Here is a 23,586-nt window from a genome sequence, read left to right on the forward strand (position 1 = left end):
TGGGCTAACGATGGCGATGTCGTATGACCCCCGGCTTGCTCCAAGGATTGGCGCCATCTTCATCATGAACGTGATCGTGGTCGCGTTCGGCACGACTGTCTTAACGGCCCTGTGGGACCGGCTGCGTCGCCCCAGAGCGGTTAGCCGCCTGCTGGCCGATAAACGAGAGGCGAAGCGCAAGGCCGAGCGCCTGATTGCTCCCAGCCGGCGCCCTGGCGAGGCGTTCGAGCAACGGGCGCGCCGAGGGTTCGGTCAGGATCGTGGCAATCTCTGACATGTTGTTGCCCAAGCGGTAACGGGCGATCCGATCACCGATGGCGCGCTTCAGGTTGAGGCCGCCCTGCGCCACCGTTCCGGCGATCTGACCCACGGCGCCCCCCGCGGAACGGCCTTCCTCTTGGATGGCTTGGTTGAAGGCGGTATCGGAACCCTTCGGCGGCCGGTAGCCGGTGGCCTCAAAGATCTCCATCAATCGATCGAAAGCGTCTGCCCTCGCTTGGCCGGCCGGGCAACTGCGTGAGCATCGCCCTGATGTTGTTGCGGTCAGCCTCGTTGCCGTAGAACGCCTTCCTCGCCGCAGCGCCCGCGTTCGGATTGCCGCCGGCTTGGATATCGGCCATCGCCGTGTTGAACTTGTCGGCGATGTAGTCCCGCGCGATGGTCTGCGCGGCTCGCGGATCTTGCCGCACGAGGCGCCGCGCCGCCTGCTGCACGACAGCATCGTACCGGTCGCCCTGCCCCGCGCCAGACAAGGCCCGACCCATGGCAGCCGATGCGCCCTCACCTTCAGGGGCAACGCGCTCGGCGATGGTGCCGAGCGGGCCTTGCTCTGCGGGGCGAACCACCTGATCGGTGATCTCGCCATAGAGCCGGCGGCCGGCCGCGAGGTCATCGCTGTTGGCCACGAGCACGCCGTTGATGTCGCGCACGCCCTGTCGCGTGAGGCTGGAGGCGCGGCGCTGCGTGGCGGTCTCACCGATCGCGGGGCCGGTTGCCGTGTCGTAGGCATCGCGCGTGGCCTTGGCGACGGCATCAAGTTCGCCGACGTTGGTGTGCGGCACCTCGGGAACGGCGGGTGACCGACTCATCCGCAGGGGTTGTGCTGGCGAGCTTGCCTTCAAACAACTTAGCCTCGTAGGCACGCTTCCAGAGATCGACGCCTCGGCGGTTCAAAATGATACCGCCGTAGTAGCGCCGACGCTCGTCCCGCATCTCTTTCGGATGGGACGCAAGCCGGCGATCGGCCAGTGCGATGACGGCCTTGCTGATCGCCTCGTTGGAGGGCGTGCGACGGTCCTCGCCCTTGTTCTCCAGCCACCAGACTGCGAACGCTGCGCAGAAGTCGGGAACGGCGACCCGCATGTCGCGGTCGAACTCGCAGCACTCCTCAAGGAAGCCGGCGGCGAGGTTTGAGTCCCGGTGGATCTCGTCCGCACTCGCCTTCATCTCCTGCGTGACGGCGATCGACCCACGTTCAAGGGCTGCACGCAGGCCAGCAACGGCCCAATTCAGGAGCCCGGACCGCTCTTCGCGCAGCACCAGCTTGGCGGGGCTGTCGATGCCACGGCGACGAGCCTCAGCGCCGACGCCGACGAACTCGCCTTCCCGGAACTCGCGCCGGCACTCGATGACGATCAGGCGGTTGACGATCGCTCGCGTCGCCTCTCGGAACTGCGGCGGATGGTTCGTGCCCCAGAAGATCGGACTACGAACACGGGTGGTGATGATCGGCCCGTTCTTGATGTTGATCGGGACCGGCTCACCTGTGATGATGGCCTTGACGGTCGATGAGAAGTGCCACTTCGATTGATCGAACGCCTCGTGCAGCACCCACGGGTCGCGGCGAACGAAGGCCATCAGGCCATGCGTGCCCTCAAGGCTTTCGAGCCCGGCAGTGATTGAGGATCGGCCGAAGAGGCCAGAGAAGACCTCCAAGACGCCAGACTTGCCGTAGTTCGATCCGCCGACGAGGCAGAGCGCCTTTGAGAGCGCCCGCGGCTTCACATCGATCAGAGCGCAGCCCAAAACCTCCCGCAGGGTTTCGACCGTGCTAGCTCGTATCTCGGTCGGCCGATCGCCGAAGGTGTCCGAGATCATCTCTTCCCAGAGGGGGCATGTCGCCGTCGGGTCGTACTCTGCATCGACAAGCCAAGTGCAATAATGCTCCGGTCGCGCCGGCTCGATCGTCAGCGTCAACGGATCAACGAGGCCGGAACGGGTCGGGATCTTTCCGTGCTCGTCCCAAAGAACTTCGTCACGCCAGAGGTCGGGGTTCGACTGGATGTAGCCGCGCGCTTCTGACCGAACCCGATTGCTGCCATCGATACTGAGAGCCCGGCAGGCCATCTCGATCTGAACGTCAAGCCAGCCCTTCAGGCCATCGACCTCCATCGACCAGAGCCCGCCCTGATAGAGCCAAGCCGCCTTGCGCATGAAGATGACGGCCTGATTTCGGGACGCCATCGCGGCCAGAACCGCTTCCCCGAGCACGACGTGGATCGGCGCGCGATCGTCCGCCTTCCGCTTGGCGGGCTTCTCCCGGCGCTGGCGCTCTTCCCGCAGATTGTGGACAACAGCGCCCGTTGAGCCCTCGCGAACCACATCATCGCTGTCTCGGTCCAATTGCCGCGCTTGCGGCTTCGGCAAGCCCGGAGCCGGCTTCAGGGCCCGTGCAGCAGTATCCGGATGCTTGCGCACCCAATCTGCGCACATCCCGCGGATGGTCCTTTCTTCCCGGTCCCAGCGCCAGCGCGCACCATCCTGGCCGGCGGCGGCCTTGGTCGCCTCCAACAGCAGCTCGACTACGTCCTCGACATCCTCGCCGCGGGCGAGCAGGGAGGCCGACACGGCAAGCTGCGTATTGTGAATGCACGCCTCGCCCACGCCCTGATAGGACATGGCGGCAAGGCGCTGCCGCACGTCGATCGGCGGCTTGAAGCCGAGCGCCGCAGCTGCCGCCAGGAAGGGATTATCGGCGACAGGCGCCGGACCGGCGCCCTTCGCGACAACCTTGCGTCGGATCGCCGGTCCGGCCCGGTCCAGCCACTCTTCGAGGTCGCCGACCTCGTAGCGGGCCGTAAGGTGCATGTGCACCACTTCGACCGGGAGCGACGCACCTTCCTTGGTGTTCCGACTGCCGGGCATCCTCATCGGTGTCGCCGAGATCAGCGCGGCGCGGTGGATCGAAACCCTCGGCGACGCGACCCATCTGCATGTCGGTGGGCTTGCCGCCTTCCCAGCGAACCCAGCCGACCATCAGCTCGCCCATGTTGGCGACGAGTTCGGTCCCTTCGGCGATTTCATCGCCGTTCTGCCCGGCAAGGTACTCGCCCTTGCTGAACTTCAGGAGGTCACCCACGATCCGGTTCTGATCGGCGGCGTCGGCGTATGCCTCGAAGAAGTTCCGATCCGGAACGGCCAGCGCTCCACTCTTGTGCTCGGTCATCGCGTTCATGATTTTGTCTCTCGGGTACGAATGCGGCATGCGCCGCGGGGTTACCCGGCCTGAGCCGGGATCTCGGAAACGGTGATGGCGAGGCGGTCTGTCGGATCGCCGATGCGGCTGAACCGCTCGACATCGACGCCAGCCGCCGCAGCGGCCTCGCGAATGGCTTTGTGATCCCACGACGGGCGCCCTTTGATGGGGCTCCAGCGGACGGCGACGCCCTCATGGTCCAGGCGACGCGTGCCAGCGGCGGCCAAAAGGGCGCGAAGCTCCTCTTCTGCCTCGCGGGCCGCGTCCATCTTCGCGTCGGCCGCGTCACGGTGCTCGCGAGCGATCCGGGCCAGCGCGGCGATCGTATCGGACATCACGCTATCGACCGGGGCGACCTCGGCCGGCACACGAGCGGCACGCGCACGTCCGCAGGCGGCGGTGAAGGCGCAGCGCTCGCACTCCTGGCCGCCTGCGATCACGCCTTCGGGGCGCAGATCCTGTGCAGAGGTCGCGAGCATGATATCGCGAGCGCGCTTCCGCCCCTCCTCGAACACCGCCGGGTCATAGGCGACGGCAAACTCTTTCCCCTCGTCCCAGAAAGAGGCGTCCGTGTAGGACAGCACGGCGACGCCGGGGCGGTAGTTCGTGTGCAGCCGGACCAAGCCCATGCCGCACTGAATTTGGAAAACGTGCTCGGGCTTCGGCGCATCGAGGCGCGTGCGCGGATCAATGGTCTTGGCATCGAGGAGCACACTGTCGCCGCCGATGTCCGTGACACCGAGCGGAGCCAGGGCGTCGGAAGGCTGGTCGATCAGCAGGCCGTCCGGTGTCCCAGAAAGAAACCCATCCACGAACGTGCGCTGATCGTCTCCGACAAAGAGCGCGAGATCCCCGAACCGAGCGCGAACGGCTGGTGCCCAGAAAGCATCTTCGAATACCGAGCCGCGCTTGCGAGCGCCCCAGCTATCGACGTGATCGGCGTCGCGCTTCAGTCCGAGGACGACATCGCCCTCGTTTTTCGAGAACCAGACCTTCCGGGCGCACTGCCCAACTTCGGAGGCGCCAACGGTCTGCGACCGATCCTGTTGCCAGACCCGATCGGATGACGTGGCGTAAGCGTTGAGGGCGGCGCGGATCATAGCCCGTCCAATCTCATCAGCGTCTTGATCTGCGAGTAGGCCTTCGGCGGCTCGCACCAAGCGATCTCATCATCGAAGGGGGGCAGTCCGGCCTTCTCGCGGCATCGAACGATGCCGGCCGAGACGATGCCGAGCAGTGTGTGGCGATCACTGACCGCCATCGTCTCAATCCAGCGCGCCCGCTCGATCGTCTTGATGAGGGCCGGCGCCGACGACAGCGACATGGTGTCGAGAAAGCTGACGATGCCGCGGACATCCTTGCCGTGCGGGCCATCCAGCAGGGCGTCACGCTTCTGCTTCTTCCAGCGCTGGTAAAGCTTCGACAGAAGCTGCTCGTCTTTCAGCTCTTGTTCGGCCTGAGCCTTTGCGCGGGCGCGCTTCTCGGCGGCGTCCAGCTTGCGCTTGACCGGAGCCGGGGTCTGCGCCTCGGCAATCATGTCGAAGAAGTTGATGGCTTCGCTCGACATCACGACTTCTCCGGCTTCGTCAGAGGCGTCGGATCGGCGCTGAGATCGAAGTGACGGCAGGCGAGAGCATTGTGCGGGACAGGCTTGCCCCAGCCGCGCATCAGCTCTTTGTACTTCGCGCATTTCGAGGGCTTGGGCGGGCCACCGTCAGCCGACCATGAGCCGCAATGCTGCCAGCGCACACACTCGCGGCACGTCCGTCCGGCGGGGCCGGTGCCGGCAAGGTGCGCCTGCCCGACATGCGTGACGGAGGCGGCCGACGCAAAAGCGTAGTCAGCGCCCTCGCGATTAAGTCCGTGTGTAAGCTGAAACAGCGTCATGATCAGAACCCCGTGCTGATGGCGGCTTGGGAGCGGATCGGCTTGCGGACCTCGGTCAGGCCGCAGGCTTCGGCGACGGCGACGGCGTCCTCAACGCTGTCCACGATAGCGACCGTGAAACCGCGGGCACGAAAGTCGGCGATGACGAGCTTCTGGGCCGGGTCGCAGGAGTGGATGCGTTCGGTCGGAGGCACGTTGCGCTCGCGGACCTGCACCTTCGCTTTGATTTCTAGGAAGAAGATCGAACCGTCTCGGCCGAGCACGGGAAGATCTGGAACGCCCGCGGTCGTCCCGGCGTCCTTGAAGGCAATCGCCTCCAACCGGGTCCGCGCACCACCGTTCGGCACATGGAACGGGAAGCAATCGAACCGACGCCGCAGCGCGACCACGATTGCCGTCTGGATCTTCTGCTCCGGCCGGTTCATGCGCGCACCGCCAGTGCTTCCGCGAGCCGGGCGATGAGCCAGAGGGCTTGCGAGGGAGTGAGGGTTAGGACCGGTGCGCCATCGGCGCACACGACGACGTTCGCGCCATCGCGCCCGGCTGTGGCGAGCTTGGGGGCAATCGCGGTCATGCGCGCGCCTCCGAAGCGAGACGCTTGTGGGCGACACAGAGACACGAGCCGGTGGTTTGAGTTTACGCCGAAGTATCGGGCCGCGCTCGCCGCTCGGATCGCCCCCGCCCCCAACAGCACCCGCACGGGGGCGGCAGAGACGGATGATTGCCCTGATGTCGCGTACCAGCGAGGCAAAGAGGATGGCTACAGTGAAGGTGTCCTCGACGCAGCCGTCCGCGCTGGCCTGACGCTTGAATACGGCGTTTCGTTCGATCCGGAGAGGCACGTTCCTGGACCGGTCGAGATGCTTCAGCGGATCGCCGAGCACATCGACGCCCTCGCGGCCCGCCCGGAAGCCCCCTCGGATGCGGGGTGGGTGTTGACCACCGAGCGGTTCGTCATCGCCGTGAAGGAGTTCTTGGCCGATTGGCGAAAGGGCGACTTCGATCTCACGCGCCTCGCGGAATTGGATGCGGAGTCTATCGAAGCGGCTCTTGAAGATTGGGCCGCTCGTCTCCCCACCCCGCCGTCCGACCCGGCCCCCTCTGGACAGGAAGTATGAATACATGACTAATCTTGATAGGTTTATCTTGTCTTTGTTCTTTTCTGCTCTTGGTGCAACACTTGTTGTGTCGTTATTACCCCTGCCCGCCATCCCATGTTATCTTGTTTCGTGTTACTTTATATGGACATTGAACCGCAAAGAACAATCTTCCGACCCGGCCCCCTCTGGACAGGCGGAGGGTTGAGCGATGGGCCGTGAACTTGCGGCGGTAAGGCAGCGCCTTGAGGCCGCGACAGGGCCGGATCGGAGCTTGGATGCGGCAATAGTCGCAATCGCAACCGGCGGCCATCCCGAAGACCCGCTGTCTCCTTTTCAGGGATTTTTCTGGACATCTAGCCGGTCCCATCAGGCTTCGCCGCATGTTACGCGGAGTATTGATGATGCCGTTCGGCTATTGATCAATGCACTTCCGGAGTGGGATCTTGACTTGCATCGAGATTTTGGCGGGCGCTGCATTGCGGTCATAACCGGTCCAAAATCTATCCGTGCGGAGGCTCAACGCTGCGTTCAAAGCATGCCGCGCCCAACTGGTGGAATTGCGATTTGCGACGCCCTGCTGACTGCGCTTCATCAGCCTGGAGTGAAGTAATGCTGACCAAACGCGAACGCGACGTGCTCCAATGGATGAGAGACCGCACGCCGATAGACGGTGAAGCGTCGTTCTACACCGACCAGATCGGGACATCGGGCCGGTTGCTAAGCGGCTTAGAGCGAAAGGGCCTCGTTCGGCGACATGACCCGAATACCAACTTTTTCGCCAAGACCGGCTCGGGCGCGATCAGTTGGCGCCTCAGTCCACGCGGCAAGGCGACGGCCCCGGAGACTGGCCAAGCGGCCCCCTCTGGACAGGCGGAGGGTTGAGCTATGGCCGTCGTCAACGTGATCGTTTCCGGGCCGGTGGGCTCGGGCAAGTCGGCCCTGTGCTTCGAGATCCTCGCCGCTCTCCGCGCAATCGAAGTCAAAGCCGAAGTTGTCGGGCAGAGCCCCGGCGACGTGGACGGTGATCCGATCAGCAGCCTCGAAATCTACCGCGAGACGCTGAATGTCGTCGTCTCCGAGAACCTGATGAACGAGCGGATGGTCTCGGCCCGCGTCGGTGGCTCGTACCAGCTGCCGGAAGGTCGCGAGTTCTGGGTCGATGCGCCGGTCGCCCAAGAGATCGCTCGGCGCGCGCTCGGCATCAGTCCTTCGTCCAACGATCGGCTCGGAGAGAAGGCATGACCCCCGCCAACCCCGATGCGCTGGCGGATGCGCGCGATCTGATCCGGCACTCGCTAAAGGTCGGCGCCCCTGGTCTATCCGATACCGCGCGAGAGGCCGTCCTTCGAAGCATCACGCTGAAGCTCGAAGGCAAGGTGTTCGCCCCGCTCCTCGCCGACCTTCAGCGGGTCACGGCCGAGCGGGACGAGGCGCGGGAGGTAGTCGCCCGCTGCAACAACTCGTTCGGCAGCTACAGCTACCACCTGAACCCGCACCCCGCCGAGCAAATCGAGAAGGTGAAGTGGCAGTCGCGGTCAGAATGGCAACGGGCTGAAGCCGCCGAGGCCCGCTCCGCCCAGCTACAGGCCGAGGTGGAGGCGCTGAAGGAAGACGCCGCGCGCCTCGACTTCCTCGACGGCTGCAACGCCCGCCTGAACGCGTCCTATGGCACGCACTACGGCTGGAAGCTCGTGCTCAACCACAACGTCAACCGGCTCATGCTCGGCGACATGAAGGTGGACCTTCACGACAGCGAGGGCGGCAACGACAAGCTGCCGTCCTGCCGGCTCGCCATAGACCAAGCTCGCGCCCGCACCGCACTCGCCGCCCGCGCGGCCACGGCAAGGGAGGGGTAGATGCTGCTCCACGAAACCGAGTGGTTCACTCCTGCCATGTGCCAGGCAGAGCCGGACGCGCTGTTCGTGTTCGGCGACAACCTCACTCGCCGGGGCAAGGGCGGCCAAGCCGTCATCCGCGATGAGCCGAACGCTGTCGGTATGCCGCGGACCTCGCCCGACCGAGCCGCTGTCAGGATCAGAAATTCCAGGGCACGGGCTGTCGTCGCCGGCCGCTCGCGCAGCATCGCCACGAAGGCGGGCACGTCAGGGAACGACAGGGCCGCATGGTGGCCTCGCGACAGGCGCTTGGCCTTCGGAAGCAGCATGTCGAGGTGCCCGCGCCACATGGCGGGGTTTTCGCCCGTTCGCAGCTTGTTGGCCTTGGCCGCGCTCAGCACTCGTTCGATCCGACCGCGCAGCCGGCGGGCGGTCTCGGGCTTCTCGTGCCAGATCGGGCGAAGCACCTTCAGCACGTCGTCGGTCGTCACGTCCGCGACTGGCATCTTCCAGACGTGCGCGGCTTGAACCTCAAGCGTCTGCCGCCACTGCCAGCGGTGCTGCTCGTTCTTCCACGATGCTTTGTGGTCAGCCATGTAGCCTTCGGCCACTTCACCGAAGGTCACGATCTTGGGAGCGGCGACGGCCTCTGGTTGGGTGCGGCGCGCTTCGATCGGGTCCACCCCACCAGCAATCATCTCGCGTGCGGCGGCAGCCATCTCCCTGGCCTTGCCGAGAGGAACGGAGCCGAGCGGGCCAAGCCCCATCTCGCGGCGCTTGCCTCCGAAGCGGAAGAGCATCACCCATCGCTTCGCGCCTGCAGCGTCAACAACGAGATACAGCCCGCCTCCATCGGCGTGGCGACCTATTTCTGTGAGGGTTGCGACCCGTCGCGCGGACAGGCGATTGACCTCGCGTCCCATTCCACCCCACCATCCACCCAACCAGCAGCCGACGCTTACTGTGGAAGGGTGTGGCCCGATCTGGAACGTTTGCCTAGGGAGAACACCTGTGACGGACTATAAAAACCACCCTCCCCTAGGGGGAGTTGGTGGAGCTGAGGGGAATCGAACCCCTGACCTCCGCAGTGCGATTGCGGCGCTCTCCCATCTGAGCTACAGCCCCGTCCGAGGCGAGGGCCTTGTAGGCTTGTCCGCTTCGGCCTGTCAATTCCGGAAATTTCCCGCCGCACCCGCGTCCCTCACGCCGGGTCTCCGTGCGGGGCGATGAGGACCGAAACCCCCCGCATGAACGCCCTGCTCTGGCTCTTCAACACCATCATCCAGCTCTACATCTACGTCCTCGTTGCGAGCGCCGTGCTGAGCTGGCTCGTGGCCTTCAACGTGGTCAATGTGCGCAATCCGATCGTCTCGCAGATCGGCGAATTCCTCTATCGCGTCACCGAGCCGGTGCTGCGGCCGATCCGGAACCTGCTGCCCAATCTTGGCGGCGTCGATATCTCGCCGATCATCCTGATCCTGCTGCTGCTGTTCGCGCAGAAGCTCGCCACCGACCTCTACGTCCAACTGGCCTTCTGATCGCGTCGCCGGCGCGACCCACCCCGGCGTCAAGCGCGGCATTGCGCGGGCGCCGGGCTCGTTGCTAAGGCGGTCGCGCACCGGCTCGGCCGAAAAGCCGGTGCAATGTCAGAAGTTTAGGGCCTCGTTCTGAATACGATATTCAAGACGGTGCCCCTCGGCCAGCAAGAGCCGCACAGGGAGCGACGCGCGCCATGAAGACCAATCCGGGCCGCTTCTTCGAGGATTTCCGCCTCGGGGAGACCATCCGCCATGCCACGCCGCGCACCGTCACCACGGGCGACGTGGCCCTCTACACCGCCCTCTACGGTCCGCGCTTCGCCGTGCAGTCCTCGGACGCCTTCGCCAAGGCGATCGGCTATCCGGCGAGCCCGCTCGACGACCTGCTCACCTTCCACGTGGTGTTCGGCAAGACCGTGCCGGACGTGTCGCTCAACGCGCTGGCCAATCTCGGTTACGCCGAGGGCGGCTTCCACCGCCCGGTCTATCCCGGCGAGACGCTCTCCACCGTCTCCGAGGTGATCGGCCTCAAGGAAAGCTCCAACCGCCAGACCGGCGTGGTCTATGTGCGCTCCACCGGCTCCGACGCCTCGGGGCGGACCGTGCTGAGCTATTGCCGCTGGGTTCTCGTGCGCAAGCGCGACCCGGAGGCCAAGATCGCCGAGGAGCACGTGCCGCAACTCGCCAAGGTCGTGAACCCGGCCGACCTCGCCCACGCCCTGCCCCCGCTCGATCCGGCCGCCTACGACAATGCGCTGGCCGGCAGCCCGCACCGCTTTGCGGATTACGCGGTCGGCGAGAAGATCGACCACGTCGATGGCATGACCGTCGAGGAGGCCGAGCATCAGATCGCCACGCGCCTGTTCCAGAACACCGCCAAGGTCCATTTCGACGCGGTGGCGACCAAGGAGACGAAGTTCGGCAAGCGCCTGATTTATGGCGGCCACGTCATCTCGCTCGCCCGCGCGCTCAGCTTCAACGGGCTCGCCAACGCGTTCGCTATCGGCGGCATCAATGCCGGCCGCCACGTCGCGCCGCTCTTTGCCGGTGACACGGTCTATGCGTGGTCCGAGGTGCTGGAGACGGCCGAACTGCCCGGCCGCAGCGATATCGGCGCGCTGCGCCTGCGCACGGTGGCGACCAAGAACCAGCCTTGCGGCGCCTATCCGGACAAGCAGGGCGAGGGCTACGACCCGTCGGTGATCCTCGATCTCGACTATTGGGCCTTCATCCCGCGCTGAAGCGTCGGCCCTCAAGAGGCTGATACCTCTACGAAAAGAACCCGGCCACGGCCTGACGCAACGGGTTGGCCGGGTTCGATAGCAGGCGCAGCGCCATCGCGCAGGCGATGACGACGAGGAGCGGGCGGATCAGCCGGGCGCCGAGGCGCACGGCGAGCGCCGAGCCGACCTGGGCGCCGAGAAAGGCGCCGACGGCCATCGCGAGCCCCACCGGCCAGATCACCGCGCCCTGGAGCGTGAACAGGGCGAGGCTGCCGAGGTTGCTCGCGGCGTTCGAGAGCTTGGTGTGGGCGGTGGCCCGCACCACGCCGAGACCGAGCAGCGTGACAAATCCGATCATGTAGAACGAGCCGGCACCGGGCCCGAACACCCCGTCGTAGAAGCCGACCGCCGGCGCCAGCGTCACCGCGAACAGGCCGGGGGTGATCCGCGCCGCCGCGTCCTCGTTGCTCATCCGCCGTGCGGTGGCGAAGTAGAGCGCGATGCCGACGAGCATGAGCGGCACCAATGCGTCGAGGACCGGGCGCGGCAGCAGGCTGACGCAGAGCGCGCCGCCCACCGAGGCGAGGCCGGCCCCGAGTGCGGCGGGCCCGGCCTCGCGCCAGCGGATCAGCCCGCGCCGGGCGAAGGCGATCGTGGCCGAGACCGAGCCGGCGCTGCCCTGAAGCTTGTTGGTGGCGATCGCGCTCACGGGGTCGAGCCCGGCGAGCAGCAGGGCCGGCAGGGTCATCAGCCCGCCTCCACCCGCGATGGCGTCGACGGCGCCCGCCACCACGGCCACGCCGAACAGGCCGGCGACCGTCTCGAACTCAATGCTCATTGGGATCCCAAAGGGCTTCAAGCCCTTTGGCGGGTTGTCAGGGCAGTGCCCTGACGTCGGCGCAGCCGATTTGCAGGGCCCTGCCCTGCACCTTTGACAAGGACTCGTCCTTTCGAAGCCTTGATCACGGCTGTCCCGCCTGGGCAAGCCTCAGGCGGCGGCACGCTCCGTACGCGGCAGGCTGACGACGGCGCGGCTGCCGCGGGTCGCCCGCAGCGTTCCGCCCTTGGGCACGATCGTCCAGCCCTCCTTGCAGCCGTCAATCGGCTCGGAGACGACGGTGAGGCCGCGCTCGCTCTCGCGGTAATACAGGCTCGGCGGGCGCCCGTCGCAGGCCCAGCGGAAGGCGGTGAGGCTTTCGCCGTCGGTGAGCACGGCGGTGAAGCGGAAGGCTTCGGCGATGTGCGCCTCCTGCATCAGGTCGCGCACGGTGGTGCAGGTCGCCTCCATGGCGCCGACAGGATCGGAATCGAGGCCGTTGGCGAGCGCCAGCAGGAACAGCGCCTCCGAATCCGTCGAGCCGCGGCGGGTGTCGTACAGCGCGTCGGGGATCATCGCCTCGAGGCGCCGCTTGATCCGGTGATAGCCGCCGATCTGGCCGTTATGCAATGAACAGGTGGCGGCCATGGGCGAAGGGGTGGCAGTTGGCCCGCGTCGTCGCCGTGCCGGTGGCCGCCCGCACATGGGCGAAGAACGTCCGCGCCCGCACCTGCCGGCACAGGTTCACGAGGTTCTCGTCCGACCAGGCCGGGCAGATGTCGCGGTAGAGGCCGGGCTCGGCGTGCTCGCCGTACCAGCCGATCCCGAACCCGTCACCGTTGGTCTCGGTCTTCGCCTCGGAGGCGTGCAGCGACTGATGGACCAGCGAATGGGTCGGGGCGCAGACCAGCTCGTTCAGAAAGACCGGCTCACCGAGATAGGCGAGGAAGCGGCACATGGCGGGACAAGAGCCTCCTTTGCGGTCCGGAGCGAGCTATGCAAGCATCGGTCCGCTTGGACCGCTGCGTGTCGCCGGACTGTAACAATTCGTTCTGTGTGGTGAACAGTCCGTTAAGGGAGGGGTCGATCGGAAGGGTTCAGGCTGGTGCAATTTCGCTGAACCGATCGTCCCCGAACTTGTTGTCGCAGGGCAAGCATCGTCGGCGCCGCCGATTCCGCCGCGGCGTGCCCATGGGCCGCCGCTTCCGAACCGCTCGCACAGCTTCAGGGAGACATCATGGCTCATTCCGGAGACAGCCCGGTCGCGCTCGTCGTCGAGGAGGACGAGGCCGCCCGCGACCTCGCGACCGTCCTGATCGAGGAGACCGACCTCGACGTCATCGCCTGTTCGAGTGCCGAGGACGCGTTGGCCGTTCTCGAACGCGGGGACGTGACTGTGGCGATGGTAATCGCCGACACGCGCCTCTCGGGCAAGATGGACGGGGCGGCGTTGGCGCGCGCGGTCGAGGATCGCTGGCCGGAGGTGCGGCTCGTGGTGACCTCCGGGGCCCGCGAGGAGCGCCGGACCGAGATTCCGCCGCATGCGGTCTACATGCGCAAGCCCTGGCTGCCGCTAGAGCTGCTGCGGCAGGCCGAGCGCGCCACCCTGACGGCCAAGGCCGCCTAACGCCAGACGTTCAGAGAATGGAAAAAAGCCCCGCCGGTCGAGCCGGCGGGGCTTTTTCGTATCGCGATGCTGCGGGCCGCGCGTGGCGGCCGGCGCGGATCAGGAAGCGGCGGGCGCCGGAGCGGCGGCGGGGGCCGCTGCGGGCTGCTGCGAGAAGCTCGGCATGCCGGGACGGCGCGGAGCGCCGGTACGGGGCTTCGGCTTCGGAGCGGCGATCAGGCCCTCGCGGATCGCGGTCTTGCGGGCCTGCTTGCGGGCGCGGCGGACAGCCTCGGCCTTCTCACGCGCCTTGCGCACGGAGGGCTTCTCGTAGGCCTTGCGCTGCTTCATCTCGCGGAAGATGCCCTCGCGCTGCATCTTCTTCTTGAGGACGCGGAGCGCCTGATCGACGTTGTTATCGCGAACGAGTACCTGCAACGGAATCAACCCCTAGATTTGTCGTTTCGAACCGCACCGGCCCCGGAATCCCGGCTGAACCGGGAAAAAGCCGTCGGGCGCCCCTGTCTCCGGGCTGCATTCCGGAGGAGGCGTCGTGACGGCAGCCGAATCGGTGCGAAAGAATTGCACCTGAGCGCGCGGCATACACGAAACAGGTTCGTGTTGGAAGTGCAGGAAAGCCTCTTGCAAAGCCACCGCGCCGTTTCTCCCTGTCCCGCCCTCGCGCGGCGAAGCCGAGGTCACCCAAGGCGTTATCCGATCCGGAAACGCCGCGCCATGGATGGCGCCGGCTTCGCCCCGCAAGGCAGAGTGCAGGGGCAGAGAGACGGTTTCAGAGTGCCTCACAAAACTCCCGGTCTCTGACTGTTCTCGTTCTGGCGATGACAGCGCGGCGGGAGTTTCGTGAGAGACACTCAGGCGTGCGAGGCGATGAAGTTGCGCACGAGCGGATAGGTCTGCGCCTCCCACTTGCGGCCGGAGAACACGCCGTAGTGACCCACGCCGGTTTGGAGGTGGTGGGTCTTCATGTGCGGCGGCAGGCTCGAGCAGAGGTCGTGGGCGGCCATGGTCTGGCCCACGGCGCAGATGTCGTCGCGCTCGCCCTCCACCGTCATCAGGGCGGTGCGCCGGATCGCGCCCATATCGATGGGCTCGCCGCGATAGGTGAGCTGGTTGCGGGCCAGGGTGTAGTCCTGGAAGACGATCTTGACCGTCTCGAGGTAGAACTCGGCGGCGAGGTCGAGGACGGCGAAATACTCGTCGTAGAAGGTCTCGATCGCCTGCGCCTTGTCGGCGCTGCCGTCGACATAGTGCCAGAACAGGTCCGTATGCGCGTCCCGGTGGCGCTTGGCATTCATCGAGACGAAGGCGGAGACCTGCGTGAAGCCGGGATAGACCCGCCGCCCTGCCCCCTTGTGGCGTCCGGTCACCGTCTCGATCAGGTTCTTCTCGAACCACTCGATCGGCTTCGAGACGGCGAGCCGGTTCACCGAGGTCGGGCTGACGCGGCAATCGACCGGTCCGGCCATCAGGGTCATGCTGCGCGGCTGCGCCGGATTCTTAGTGTGTGCGCCATCAGCGCCGTGGCCGCGAGCGCCTGCACCGCGGGCTGGCACACGGCCATGAGGTGGGCGCCCTCGCCGATGGTCTCCAGAAAGCGCACCACGTGATCGACGTAGTCGTCGAAGCCGAAGCGCCCTTCCGAGAGCGGCACGTCGCGGGCGTTGTGCCAGTCGGTGATGTAGACGTCGTGGTCGGGCAGCAGCGTGCGCACGGTGCTGCGCAGCAGCGTGGCGAAGTGGCCCGAGAGGGGGGCGAGCACCAGCACCTTGGGCTGGACGGTGTCGATGTCCTTGCGGAAGCGGAGCAGCGTGCCGAAGGGCGTGGCGAGCACCGGCTCCTCGATCACCGGCACTTCGCGGTTGCCGACCATGACGGCGTGGATGCCGTAAGCCGGCCGCGCGAAGGTGAGGCCGGCGCGCATCATCATGCGCGCGCCCGCCGACCACCATTTCGCGGCGTCGTGCCAGGGCGTCCGCATCCACGGTGCGGAGGCTTCCTGCAGGAGGCGGCCCCATTGGCGGGTCTGCCGGGCGATGTCCGATTGGACATCGAGGGCTTGGTAGAGCATCGGGCGCAAACTCCAAGCGCGCAAGGTGCCTGCACGCATCCATCTCTCGCGAACGCCCGAACGGCCCGGATTCGCCCGCTTCACGTTTCCGGTCGCCACTGCCGCCCCACGTGACGATGCCAGACGGGACAGGCTAAGCGGTTCTGGATTGGGCGCAACCGATCAAAAGTATATATTGCGCCCCTGTGGTGTGGATGCATCACCTTGCATAGGAGTTTGTGGGAGAAGAATTCTATTGCCGGAAAGGCGGGCAGAGGGCCCGGGACCCGGCACAAGACTTGCCCTAGAAAAACGTCAAGTGCTGGGTTCCGGGCAGCAGGCTCGGGCGACGCGCATCCGGGGAGAGGGCCATGGCCGAGGCGACGCTCACGATCTCCAGCCGCAACTACTCGTCTTGGTCCCTGCGCGGCTGGCTGCTGTGCCGGATGGCCGGGCTCGATCTCGCGGTGGAGGTGCTGTCCGGCTCGGACGCCTCGACGCGGGCCGAACTGCTCCACCTCTCGCCGTCCTTCCTCGTGCCGCGGCTGGAGCACGGCGCGATCGTGGTGTGGGACGTGCTCGCCATCGCCGAATATCTCAACGAGATCCGTCCGGAAGCCGGCCTTCTGCCCGAAGCGCCCGCCGAGCGCGCGCGCTGCCGCGCGGTTTCGGGCGAGATGCATGGCGGCTTCGTCAACCTGCGCTCGGCGCTGCCGATGAACCTGCGCAGCCTCCATCGCGGCTTCAAGATCTTCAACGGCGCCAAGGGCGACATCGAGCGGATCTGCGCGATCTTCGAGGATTGCCTGTCGCGCTCGGGCGGGCCCTACCTGTTCGGCGCGCGCGCCACCCTGGCGGACGCGATGTACGCGCCCGTCTGCACCCGTTTTCGCACCTACGAAGTCGCCCTCCCCTTCACGACGGCCACCTACCGCGACACGATCCTCGCCTGGGACCTGATGAGCGAGTGGGCGGCGTCGGCCGAGAGCGAGCCGGAGGAGATCGAGGAACTCGACATGGAGTTCTAGTGCGCATTTCGACGAAGGGGACGCCGGTTCGTCGAAAGAATGCGCGTCAAGGCAGAGACCGAGAGACGCCGGCCTGATGCAAGGGGGTCGGAGACGGCTCTAGCGCAGACCGGCTGGCGCCGTGCGGATCAGGCCACCGCCACGCGGTTGCGGCCGAGATTTTTCGCTTGGTAGAGGGCGGCGTCGGCGGCGTTCACGAGCGTGTCCAGCTCCGTATGGCCCTTCTTCCAGTCTGCGACGCCGATCGACAGCGTCACCACGGCGTTCGGCCCGAGTCCGGGATGCGGAATCCCGACCCCTTCCACGCGGCGGCGGATGACCTCCCCGAGCGCGGCGGCCCGCGCGGCATCCATGCCCGGCAGCAGCACGAGGAACTCTTCGCCCCCGAAGCGCACGGCCGTTCCCACAGGCGGCTTGTTCTCGTTGGCCGGGACCAGCATCTCGCGCACGAGGTCGCTGACGGTGCGGATGCAGCGGTCACCCGCCAGATGGCCCTGGGTATCGTTGAACCGCTTGAAGTGGTCGATGTCGATCAGGAGCGCCCCGAGGGACTGCGTGTCCCTCTTGGGAATGAGATCGGCGCCGATGGTCGCGAGATGGTGCCGGTTGAACAGGCCCGTGAGTTGGTCGGTCCGTGCCATCTCCGCGTTGCGCTCGATCATCGACTCGACCCGGAGGCGCTGAAGAAAGCCGTAGCGCTCCGTCCGCTCCAGCACGAACGACCCCAGGAGGATGATGGCGGCCGCGATGAGGTAGAAGACCACGATGTACCAGAAGGTCGGGGCATCGACCTCGGGCCGTCTCGCGACGGTCGAGATCTGGGTCAGGACGATCAGCGCCATCCCGATCACCGCCATCCGGAACCGGACGCGCTGCACCAGGACCATGTAGAAGATGATGAGCATCGAGCCGAGCTGGTAGGTCGCGACGTAGTGCGATGCGCTGAACGAGATGATCGTGGACGGCATCAGCACCGAGAGGAAGCAACCTCCCACGAGCAGCCCGTCGACCTGCCAGGTCCGTGTCCGGCGCGGCAGGATCCAGATCATCAGAAGGGTCAGCGGCGTGAAGACGCCCAGGCGCATCACGGCGAGCGGCCCGAGCACGTCCGGCAGGATCATCCAGTCGGCTAAGAGGAAGATGTCGTAGAGGAAAATGGCGGCGAAAAGCGTCGCCTGGGCGAGCCTGATGCGTTCGGAGAGCCCCTCCGTCTCGAACCGCGCCTCGACCGGGGGCGAGAACCGCAACGGGGTGAGGCCGGCGAACTCGCCCTCGATGGTTCCGGTTCGGGAGAGACTCATCAAAGCGAGGGCCAAGTCATTCCAGTCACCCCGACGCTAGAGCAATTGGGTTGCTGGGTTCTTACGAGGACATCTCAGGCGAGGGCATCCCGGGATTGGTCGTTCGCCCCCGCTCCTTGCCGGCTGTACTGAATGATCCTGCTGCATGGCGGCCAAGCCGCGTTGGCGGCGCCTTCCATCCGAACGCCGTGCGGACGGCGTTAGGCCGCGCTGCCGGCGCCCGCCGCCCCGGACCGGCCGGCGGCGAGCGGCAACTCGATGCGAGCGCAGAAGCCGCCGCCGGGGCGGTTCTCCAAGGTCAGGCGCCCGCCATGCCCCTCGACGATGGCGAGCACGATCGACAGGCCGAGGCCGAAGCCGCTCGCAGAATCGAGGTTGCGGGCGCGGTCGCCACGCACGAAGGGCTGGAGCATGGCGCTGCGCTCGGCATCGGGAATGCCGGGGCCGTCGTCGATCACCTCCACCGCCACGCCGGGGTGATCGCTGGAGCCCGCCGGCCCCATGATGAGGCGGGTGCCGCCGCCATACTTCACGGCGTTGTCGACGAGGTTGGTGATCGCGCGCTGGAGGTCGTCGGGGCGGCCGCGCACGAGGACATGGCGGGTCCGTTCCAGGCTGACCGCCGCGCCGATGTCGCTGAACCCGTCGCAGACGGTCTGCACCACCGAGGCGAGGTCGATCAGCGTGGTCTGGCCCTCGCCCGGCGCCCCCTGCCCGTCCCGTACATAGGAGAGCGCGGATTCCACGAGCCCGTTCATCTGGTCGAGGTCGCGCAGGGTCATCTCGCGGGCGCGCTCGTCCTCGATGAACTCGGCGCGCAGCCGCAGGCGGGTGATCGGTGTGCGCAGGTCGTGGCTGATCGCGGCCAGCATCTGCGTGCGGTCGTCGAGCAGGCGCAGCAGGCGGGTGCGCATCCGGTCGAGCGCGCGGGCGAGCGCCAGCACCTCCTCCGGGCCGCGCTTGGGCAAGGGGGGCGGCTCCTCCGCCGTGCCGAAGGCCTCCGCCGCCGCGGCCAGGCCGGCAAGCGGCGCGGTGAGCGCTCGCGTCGCCCAGAACGAGAGCAGCGTGAGGCTGACCCCGAGGAAGACGAAGGTGAAGATGATCGGCGCTTGCGCCGGCGGGCGCGGAAAATCGTCGGGTAGCACGGCCCGCAGCCGGGCGCCGGCCGGCGTCGTGATCCCGATCTGCAGGAGGCCGGTCTTGCCCCGGTCGTGGCCGGGGGCGAGGTCGGTCACCGGCAGCGCCCGCCCGAAGCCGTCCCGAAGGCGCTCGATCAGGGGATGCTGGCCGATCTCGTCCTCCGTCTTCCCCTGCCACGCCGACGGCGCGGCGCCGTCCCACGGCGCGATGCGCAGGGTCGGCAGGCCGCGCGCCGCCGCCCGGAGGATCCCGTCGCGCTCGTCCGGCTCGGCGGCATCGAGCAGCCGCGCGACGGTGGAGAGCCGGGTCGCGGCGACGCCGGGCCGCTCGTCCGGCCGCCACGGCTCGCGCAGGGCCAGCAGCATGACCGCCGCGAGCACATGCGCGGCGAGCAGGGCCGCGACGACGAGGAGCGCGATCTGCCCGGCGGCCTTTTTCGGGCGGGGCCAGGGCAGATGGGGCCAAGGCAAGCGAGGTCGAGTTTGCGACGGGGCGGGGGCAGCGGCGGGCGGCTCCGCCGTGGTTCTCACGGGACTCATGAGCGGCCGATCTCCGGCGCGAACAGGTAGCCGCCCGAGCGGATCGTGCGGATGATCTCGGGGTTGCGCGGATCGCGCTCGAGCTTCTGGCGAAGCCGGGAGACCAAGACGTCGATGCTGCGCTCGAACGGCCCTGCCGCCCGCCCCTGCGTCAGGTCGAGGAGCTGGTCGCGGGAGAGGACGCGCCCCGGCCGCAGGCACAACGCGTGGAGCAGGTCGAACTCGGCCCCCGTGACGGCGATGCGCGCGCCCTCCGGGCTCAAGACCTGCCGGAGGCCGACATCGAGGGTCCAGCCCGAGAAATGGAAGCGGCGCGCGCCGTCCCCGTCCTGCGGCTCGGCGCCCTTGCGCCGCAGGATCGCTCGGATGCGCGCCAGCAACTCGCGCGGGTTGAACGGTTTGCCGAGATAGTCGTCGGCGCCGATCTCCAGCCCGACGATCCGGTCGATTTCTTCGGATTTGGCCGTGAGCATCAGGATCGGCACCTGCGACGCGGCCCTGAGGCGCCGGCACAGGCTCAGGCCGTCCTCGCCCGGCAGCATCAGGTCGAGGACGATGAGATCGACCCGGGCATCGGCCAGCACCCGGTCCATCTCGCGCCCGTCGCCCGCGACGCTCACGCGGCACTCGTTGGCTCGCAGGTAGCGCGCGACGAGCGCGCTGATCTCGCGGTCGTCCTCGACGACGAGGATGTGGGGCGTCGGCAGGTTGGTGGTGGTCATGACGGCATCCGTCTTAATCCCGCGCGCTTCCTGCCCGGAAGTATGGCTGCCGGCGAAGATTGTAACCGCGGGTTTCCGCAGCCGGTCCCGATACGTGCGGCAACAATCCAGAACGGATTTCCGGTCTCCGCACCCCGTGATGGCCGAAGCGTTTCATCGGTGCCGCTCGATTGCCCTGCTGCCCACCGATTCTTATGTCGTTGGCACGTGCTCGACAGGTCCGGGCGCCGGAGGGAATTTCCATGCAAGGCTCGAACCGCCTTTTCGACGATGTCGCCCGCCTGTTCACCGATGCCACCGGGGCGGCCCAAGGGGTGCGCCGCGAGGCGGAAACGATGGTCAAGGGCCAGATCGAGCGCCTGATCCGCGACATGGATATCGCCACGCGCGAGGAAGTGGACGTGCTGCGCGACCTCGTCGCCGCCCTGCGCAGCCAGAACGACGCACTCGCCGCCCGGGTGAGCGCGCTGGAGACCCGGCTCGGCGCCGAGGCGGGCAGCGCCGGCAGCACGGAAGCGGTCTGATACGGTTTCCGCTTGATCAAAGTGGAAACCGTCTCAGCGAGCCCGCGCGGCGTTTGAGGAGGGCACCCATCGCGCCAGCGCGATGGGATCCCACCGAAACCCAAATCCGCCATCTCGAAGGGATCAATCGGATTTGGGATGAGCGGGCAGTCCGGACTCACCCTCGCGGGAAAGCGCGAATCCGGATTTCTTTGCACAGGAAGCATCGGTGGATAGCTGCGTTGCCCACCGCTGATGCCGGGGCGACGCTTTGAAGCCCGCGGGGCGCGCGGGCTATAAACGATCCGAAGTTGATTCGCCCCGGCGGAAAGGTGGAACCAAACCCCGGGGCGGCGAAATCTGGATTGAACCCCTCCGCAGGACGGAGATCGACGTGGGTTGCCTCGACTCCCGTCACGGCCCTGCTTTGCCCGCCGACCCGATCGAGCCTCTCGACCGGGCCGACAACTTGGATCGCCATGACCCAGCTTAGCCTCATCGAAGACAGCGACCGGCCGGAGCACCCGCTCGATGTCGTCGAGCGCCTCGCCTCGCTGCGCGACTGGATCTTCGATCGCATCGAGACCGACGAGATGTCGGTTTCCGTCTCGGGCCGCTGGGCCGAGTACCACGTCGCCTTCACCTGGATCGAGGAAGTCGAGTCGCTGCACGTGGCCGCCGCCTTCGACCTCAAGGTGCCGGAGCGGCGCCGGGCCGAGATGCTGCGCCTCGTCGCGCTGGTGAACGAGCAGCTCTGGATCGGCCATTTCGACCTGTGGTCGTCGGACAGCGTGGTGATGTTCCGCCACTCGCTGCTGCTCACCGACGGCATCGCGCCGACGCAGGGGCAATGCGCGATGATGATGAAGACCGCCGCCGACGCCTGCGAGCGCTACTATCAGGCCTTCCAGTTCGTGCTCTGGGCCGGCAAGAGCGCCCGCGAGGCCCTCGACGCGGTGCTGTTCGAGACCGAGGGCGAGGCGTAAGCTGCCGATCCTGCGGGATCGCGCCGCCGTCCTCGAGCCCTCGCCCTTGATTCGGTGCGGCTGCGGTGGGATCGAAGGCCTATGACGCGTGCGCCCGATGATCCGACCGCCTTTCCCACGCCCCTGGTTCTGGCCGGCGCCGGCAAGATGGGAGCGGCACTGCTGCGGGGCTGGCTCGCGGGCGGCCTCGACCCCGCCGCCGTAACCGTCGTCGATCCGCAGCCCTCCGCGGAGATCGCGACACTCTGTGCCGAGCGGGCGTTGCGCCTCAACCCCGAGGCCGCCGCCCCGGCCGGAGCGCTGGTGCTCGGCATTAAGCCGCAGGTTCTCGACGCGGCGGCACCGGCGCTGGCCGGATGGATCGGCCCGGACACCCTCGTCGTCTCGATCCTCGCCGGCAAGACCATCGCCGACCTCAAGCGCCGTCTGCCGACCGCCCGCGCCGTGGTGCGCGCCATGCCCAACCTGCCCGCCAGCATCGGCCGGGGCGCGACCGGCGCCGTCGGCAGCCCGGAGGTCGGACCGCAGGCGCGGGCGGGCGCGGAGGCGTTGCTCGCCTGTTCCGGCCTCGTGGCGTGGCTCGACGACGAAGCGTTGATCGATGCGGTGACCGCGGTCTCGGGTTCCGGCCCCGCCTACGTCTTCCTGCTGGCGGAAGCGCTCGCGGAAGCCGGCGTGGCGGCGGGCCTGCCGTCGGACCTGTCGGCGCAGCTCGCCCGCGCCACCGTCGCGGGGGCCGGTGCTCTGCTCGACGCCGATGCTCGCGAGGCCGGGCAATTGCGCCGCGACGTGACCTCGCCCGGCGGCACCACCGCGGCCGCGCTCGCCGTGCTCATGCGCGAGGGCGCGCTGCCCGATCTGATGCGTGAGGCGGTCGAGGCGGCGCGGCGGCGGGCGGGCGAATTGTCCGGCTGAGAGGCCCAGCGGTTTCAAGCGGGCGACACTGACCCTACATGAGACGTGAACCGAATGCGGAGCACGGACCATGGAAACAGCCCCCGAGCCCAACACCGGCGGCAAGCCCGAGACCGGTGGGCCATCCGGTTCGTCGAACGCCGACACGGCCTCGCACAAGCCCAACCCGCGTGAGGCCGCGGTCGAGGCGCTGATGCGCCTCGCGGCGGAGCAGCCCTGGAACGACATCGAGGTCGGCGACATCGCCCGCGAGGCGGGACTAAGTCTGGCCGAATTGCGCGACCTGTTCCCCTCGAAGGGCGCCGTGCTCGGCGGTCTGTCGCGGATCATCGATCGCAAGGTGCTGGAGGTCGACACCGCCGACCTCGCCGACGAGCCGGCCCGCGAGCGCCTGTTCGACGTGCTGATGCGCCGGCTCGACGCGATGACGCCCTACAAGCCGGCCCTGCGCCGCATCGCCTTCGCGCTGCGTGGCGACGTCCTGTCCATGCTGGCGCTCAACGGGGTCGCCCTGAACTCCCACCGCTACATGCTGGCCGCTGCCGGCATCGACACGGAAGGACCGCTCGGCCGGCTCAAGCTTCAAGGCACCGTGATCGCCTTCGCCCGCACCGTCGAGGTCTGGCTCGACGATGACGACCCGGCGCTCGCCCGCACCATGGCCAAGCTCGACCGCGAGATCCGCCGCGGCGAGACGATCATGGAACGCGCCGACGACGCCCGCCGCCTCACCGCGCCCCTGCGCGCCCTCGGCCGTGCCGTTCTGGAGCGCCGTTCGCGCCGCGACCGGACACCTCCGCCGGCGGGCGACGGGGAGGATCGCGATCCCGCCGCGGCGATCTGAGAGGCTGCGCCGACCCTGTTCGAGCTGGGGTCGGAACGGGTTTGGCGACCTCGTTCGGT

Annotated in this window: 26 protein-coding genes, 1 tRNA gene and 4 pseudogenes; 14 read left to right on the forward strand and 17 right to left on the reverse strand. The window is 67.4% G+C overall.

Annotated elements, in window-relative coordinates:
* Window positions 1–100: 100 nt before the first annotated feature.
* Genes M2437_RS14225 through M2437_RS14235 form a run of 3 tightly spaced genes read right to left on the reverse strand, consistent with a single transcriptional unit; the run spans window position 101 to window position 3,144 of the window.
* Window positions 101–469 carry a hypothetical protein gene (locus tag M2437_RS14225; RefSeq protein ID WP_499006830.1) on the reverse strand — a complete coding sequence of 123 codons (369 nt, stop codon included), beginning with the start codon at window positions 467–469 and terminating at the stop codon, window positions 101–103.
* A complete protein-coding gene (locus tag M2437_RS14230) occupies window positions 456–1,061 on the reverse strand; it encodes a hypothetical protein (protein WP_499006832.1) in 606 nt (201 codons plus the stop codon). Before M2437_RS14230 ends, M2437_RS14225 begins: the two co-directional genes overlap by 14 nt.
* Window positions 1,033–3,144, reverse strand: coding sequence for a DNA primase family protein (locus M2437_RS14235; protein ID WP_499006833.1), 2,112 nt, complete (start codon window positions 3,142–3,144; stop codon window positions 1,033–1,035). Before M2437_RS14235 ends, M2437_RS14230 begins: the two co-directional genes overlap by 29 nt.
* On the opposite strand from M2437_RS14235, the gene M2437_RS14240 reads away from it, so the two are divergent.
* Window positions 3,122–3,508, forward strand: coding sequence for a hypothetical protein (locus M2437_RS14240; RefSeq protein WP_253387816.1), 387 nt, complete (start codon window positions 3,122–3,124; stop codon window positions 3,506–3,508). The two genes, M2437_RS14235 and M2437_RS14240, sit on opposite strands and share 23 nt — an antisense overlap.
* Here M2437_RS14240 and M2437_RS14245 read toward each other — a convergent pair.
* From M2437_RS14245 to M2437_RS14265, 5 genes are read right to left on the reverse strand one after another with little or no spacing between them, the layout of a single operon-like run.
* A complete protein-coding gene (locus M2437_RS14245; RefSeq protein ID WP_253387817.1) occupies window positions 3,496–4,575 on the reverse strand; it encodes a hypothetical protein in 1,080 nt (359 codons plus the stop codon). The two genes, M2437_RS14240 and M2437_RS14245, sit on opposite strands and share 13 nt — an antisense overlap.
* Window positions 4,572–5,012 (reverse strand): hypothetical protein, encoded by a 441-nt coding sequence (locus tag M2437_RS14250; protein WP_277570319.1) that lies wholly within the window; start codon window positions 5,010–5,012, stop codon window positions 4,572–4,574. The genes M2437_RS14245 and M2437_RS14250 overlap by 4 nt, the downstream gene beginning before the upstream one ends.
* A 29-nt stretch (window positions 5,013–5,041) precedes the next feature.
* Complete coding sequence (locus M2437_RS14255) at window positions 5,042–5,362, reverse strand: hypothetical protein (protein ID WP_253387819.1); 321 nt, start codon at window positions 5,360–5,362, stop codon at window positions 5,042–5,044.
* A gap of 2 nt (window positions 5,363–5,364) precedes the next feature.
* Window positions 5,365–5,787, reverse strand: a complete 423-nt coding sequence (locus M2437_RS14260) for a VRR-NUC domain-containing protein (protein ID WP_253387820.1) — start codon at window positions 5,785–5,787, stop codon at window positions 5,365–5,367.
* Window positions 5,784–5,936 (reverse strand): hypothetical protein, encoded by a 153-nt coding sequence (locus tag M2437_RS14265; RefSeq protein WP_253387821.1) that lies wholly within the window; start codon window positions 5,934–5,936, stop codon window positions 5,784–5,786. The genes M2437_RS14260 and M2437_RS14265 overlap by 4 nt, the downstream gene beginning before the upstream one ends.
* A 286-nt stretch (window positions 5,937–6,222) precedes the next feature.
* Here M2437_RS14265 and M2437_RS14270 point away from each other — a divergent pair, with 286 nt between their 5' ends.
* The 5 genes and pseudogenes from M2437_RS14270 to M2437_RS14290 form a co-directional block, all read left to right on the forward strand.
* Window positions 6,223–6,480, forward strand: coding sequence for a hypothetical protein (locus tag M2437_RS14270; RefSeq protein WP_253387822.1), 258 nt, complete (start codon window positions 6,223–6,225; stop codon window positions 6,478–6,480).
* A gap of 591 nt (window positions 6,481–7,071) precedes the next feature.
* Window positions 7,072–7,344, forward strand: coding sequence for a hypothetical protein (locus M2437_RS14275; RefSeq protein ID WP_253387823.1), 273 nt, complete (start codon window positions 7,072–7,074; stop codon window positions 7,342–7,344).
* A 3-nt stretch (window positions 7,345–7,347) separates the two neighbouring features.
* On the forward strand, window positions 7,348–7,704 hold the full coding sequence (locus M2437_RS14280) for a hypothetical protein (RefSeq protein WP_253387824.1): 357 nt from the start codon (window positions 7,348–7,350) through the stop codon (window positions 7,702–7,704).
* Window positions 7,701–8,318, forward strand: coding sequence for a hypothetical protein (locus M2437_RS14285; protein WP_253387825.1), 618 nt, complete (start codon window positions 7,701–7,703; stop codon window positions 8,316–8,318). Before M2437_RS14280 ends, M2437_RS14285 begins: the two co-directional genes overlap by 4 nt.
* Window positions 8,319–8,354: 36 nt before the next feature.
* Window positions 8,355–8,570, forward strand: a pseudogene (locus tag M2437_RS14290) (DUF7831 domain-containing protein); the annotation flags it as partial.
* A gap of 74 nt (window positions 8,571–8,644) precedes the next feature.
* Here M2437_RS14290 and M2437_RS14295 read toward each other — a convergent pair.
* Window positions 8,645–9,220, reverse strand: a pseudogene (locus M2437_RS14295) (tyrosine-type recombinase/integrase); the annotation flags it as partial.
* Window positions 9,221–9,346: 126 nt separating this feature from the next.
* Window positions 9,347–9,422, reverse strand: a tRNA-Ala gene (locus tag M2437_RS14300).
* 122 nt (window positions 9,423–9,544) lie between these two features.
* Between M2437_RS14300 and M2437_RS14305 the strand changes: the two genes are divergently transcribed.
* Window positions 9,545–9,835 carry a YggT family protein gene (locus tag M2437_RS14305; protein WP_003604312.1) on the forward strand — a complete coding sequence of 97 codons (291 nt, stop codon included), beginning with the start codon at window positions 9,545–9,547 and terminating at the stop codon, window positions 9,833–9,835.
* A 194-nt stretch (window positions 9,836–10,029) separates the two neighbouring features.
* Window positions 10,030–11,076, forward strand: coding sequence for a MaoC family dehydratase (locus M2437_RS14310; RefSeq protein ID WP_253387827.1), 1,047 nt, complete (start codon window positions 10,030–10,032; stop codon window positions 11,074–11,076).
* A gap of 28 nt (window positions 11,077–11,104) precedes the next feature.
* Here the strand turns inward: M2437_RS14310 and M2437_RS14315 are convergent, their stop codons facing one another.
* Together M2437_RS14315 and M2437_RS14320 are read right to left on the reverse strand one after the other, a co-directional pair.
* The gene (locus M2437_RS14315; RefSeq protein WP_012254979.1) at window positions 11,105–11,896 is read right to left on the reverse strand and encodes a TSUP family transporter; all 792 of its coding nucleotides are present in this window, start codon (window positions 11,894–11,896) and stop codon (window positions 11,105–11,107) included.
* A gap of 150 nt (window positions 11,897–12,046) precedes the next feature.
* A pseudogene (locus M2437_RS14320) lies at window positions 12,047–12,833 on the reverse strand (class II glutamine amidotransferase).
* 279 nt (window positions 12,834–13,112) lie between these two features.
* Between M2437_RS14320 and M2437_RS14325 the strand changes: the two are divergent.
* On the forward strand, window positions 13,113–13,502 hold the full coding sequence (locus M2437_RS14325) for a response regulator (protein WP_003604303.1): 390 nt from the start codon (window positions 13,113–13,115) through the stop codon (window positions 13,500–13,502).
* Window positions 13,503–13,601: 99 nt separating this feature from the next.
* Here M2437_RS14325 and rpsU read toward each other — a convergent pair whose 3' ends face one another.
* Both rpsU and M2437_RS14335 read right to left on the reverse strand, forming a co-directional pair.
* Window positions 13,602–13,919, reverse strand: coding sequence for a 30S ribosomal protein S21 (gene rpsU, locus M2437_RS14330; protein WP_012254978.1), 318 nt, complete (start codon window positions 13,917–13,919; stop codon window positions 13,602–13,604).
* Window positions 13,920–14,353: 434 nt separating this feature from the next.
* Window positions 14,354–15,570, reverse strand: a pseudogene (locus tag M2437_RS14335) (polyhydroxyalkanoate depolymerase).
* Window positions 15,571–15,920: 350 nt separating this feature from the next.
* On the opposite strand from M2437_RS14335, the gene M2437_RS14340 reads away from it, so the two are divergent.
* Window positions 15,921–16,577 (forward strand): glutathione S-transferase family protein, encoded by a 657-nt coding sequence (locus M2437_RS14340; protein WP_253387828.1) that lies wholly within the window; start codon window positions 15,921–15,923, stop codon window positions 16,575–16,577.
* Window positions 16,578–16,705: 128 nt separating this feature from the next.
* Here M2437_RS14340 and M2437_RS14345 read toward each other — a convergent pair whose 3' ends face one another.
* The 3 genes from M2437_RS14345 to M2437_RS14355 form a co-directional block, all read right to left on the reverse strand.
* Window positions 16,706–17,878, reverse strand: a complete 1,173-nt coding sequence (locus tag M2437_RS14345) for a GGDEF domain-containing protein (RefSeq protein ID WP_253387829.1) — start codon at window positions 17,876–17,878, stop codon at window positions 16,706–16,708.
* 200 nt (window positions 17,879–18,078) lie between these two features.
* Window positions 18,079–19,557, reverse strand: coding sequence for an ATP-binding protein (locus tag M2437_RS14350; RefSeq protein WP_253387830.1), 1,479 nt, complete (start codon window positions 19,555–19,557; stop codon window positions 18,079–18,081).
* A complete protein-coding gene (locus M2437_RS14355) occupies window positions 19,554–20,279 on the reverse strand; it encodes a response regulator (RefSeq protein WP_003607099.1) in 726 nt (241 codons plus the stop codon). The genes M2437_RS14350 and M2437_RS14355 overlap by 4 nt, the downstream gene beginning before the upstream one ends.
* A gap of 242 nt (window positions 20,280–20,521) precedes the next feature.
* Between M2437_RS14355 and M2437_RS14360 the strand changes: the two genes are divergently transcribed.
* From M2437_RS14360 to M2437_RS14375, 4 genes are all read left to right on the forward strand, one after another.
* Entirely contained in the window at window positions 20,522–20,803 is a 282-nt protein-coding gene (locus tag M2437_RS14360; RefSeq protein WP_012254975.1) for an accessory factor UbiK family protein, read from the forward strand.
* 458 nt (window positions 20,804–21,261) lie between these two features.
* Window positions 21,262–21,768, forward strand: coding sequence for a type III secretion system chaperone family protein (locus M2437_RS14365; protein WP_003607101.1), 507 nt, complete (start codon window positions 21,262–21,264; stop codon window positions 21,766–21,768).
* Window positions 21,769–21,849: 81 nt separating this feature from the next.
* A complete protein-coding gene (gene proC / locus M2437_RS14370) occupies window positions 21,850–22,683 on the forward strand; it encodes a pyrroline-5-carboxylate reductase (protein WP_253387831.1) in 834 nt (277 codons plus the stop codon).
* A 70-nt stretch (window positions 22,684–22,753) separates the two neighbouring features.
* Complete coding sequence (locus tag M2437_RS14375; protein WP_253387832.1) at window positions 22,754–23,527, forward strand: TetR/AcrR family transcriptional regulator; 774 nt, start codon at window positions 22,754–22,756, stop codon at window positions 23,525–23,527.
* Window positions 23,528–23,586 lie beyond the last annotated feature (59 nt).

Origin of the sequence: Methylorubrum pseudosasae, from assembly GCF_029504475.1 — a bacterium.
In the GTDB taxonomy this organism is placed as follows: Bacteria; Pseudomonadota; Alphaproteobacteria; order Rhizobiales; family Beijerinckiaceae; genus Methylobacterium; species Methylobacterium extorquens.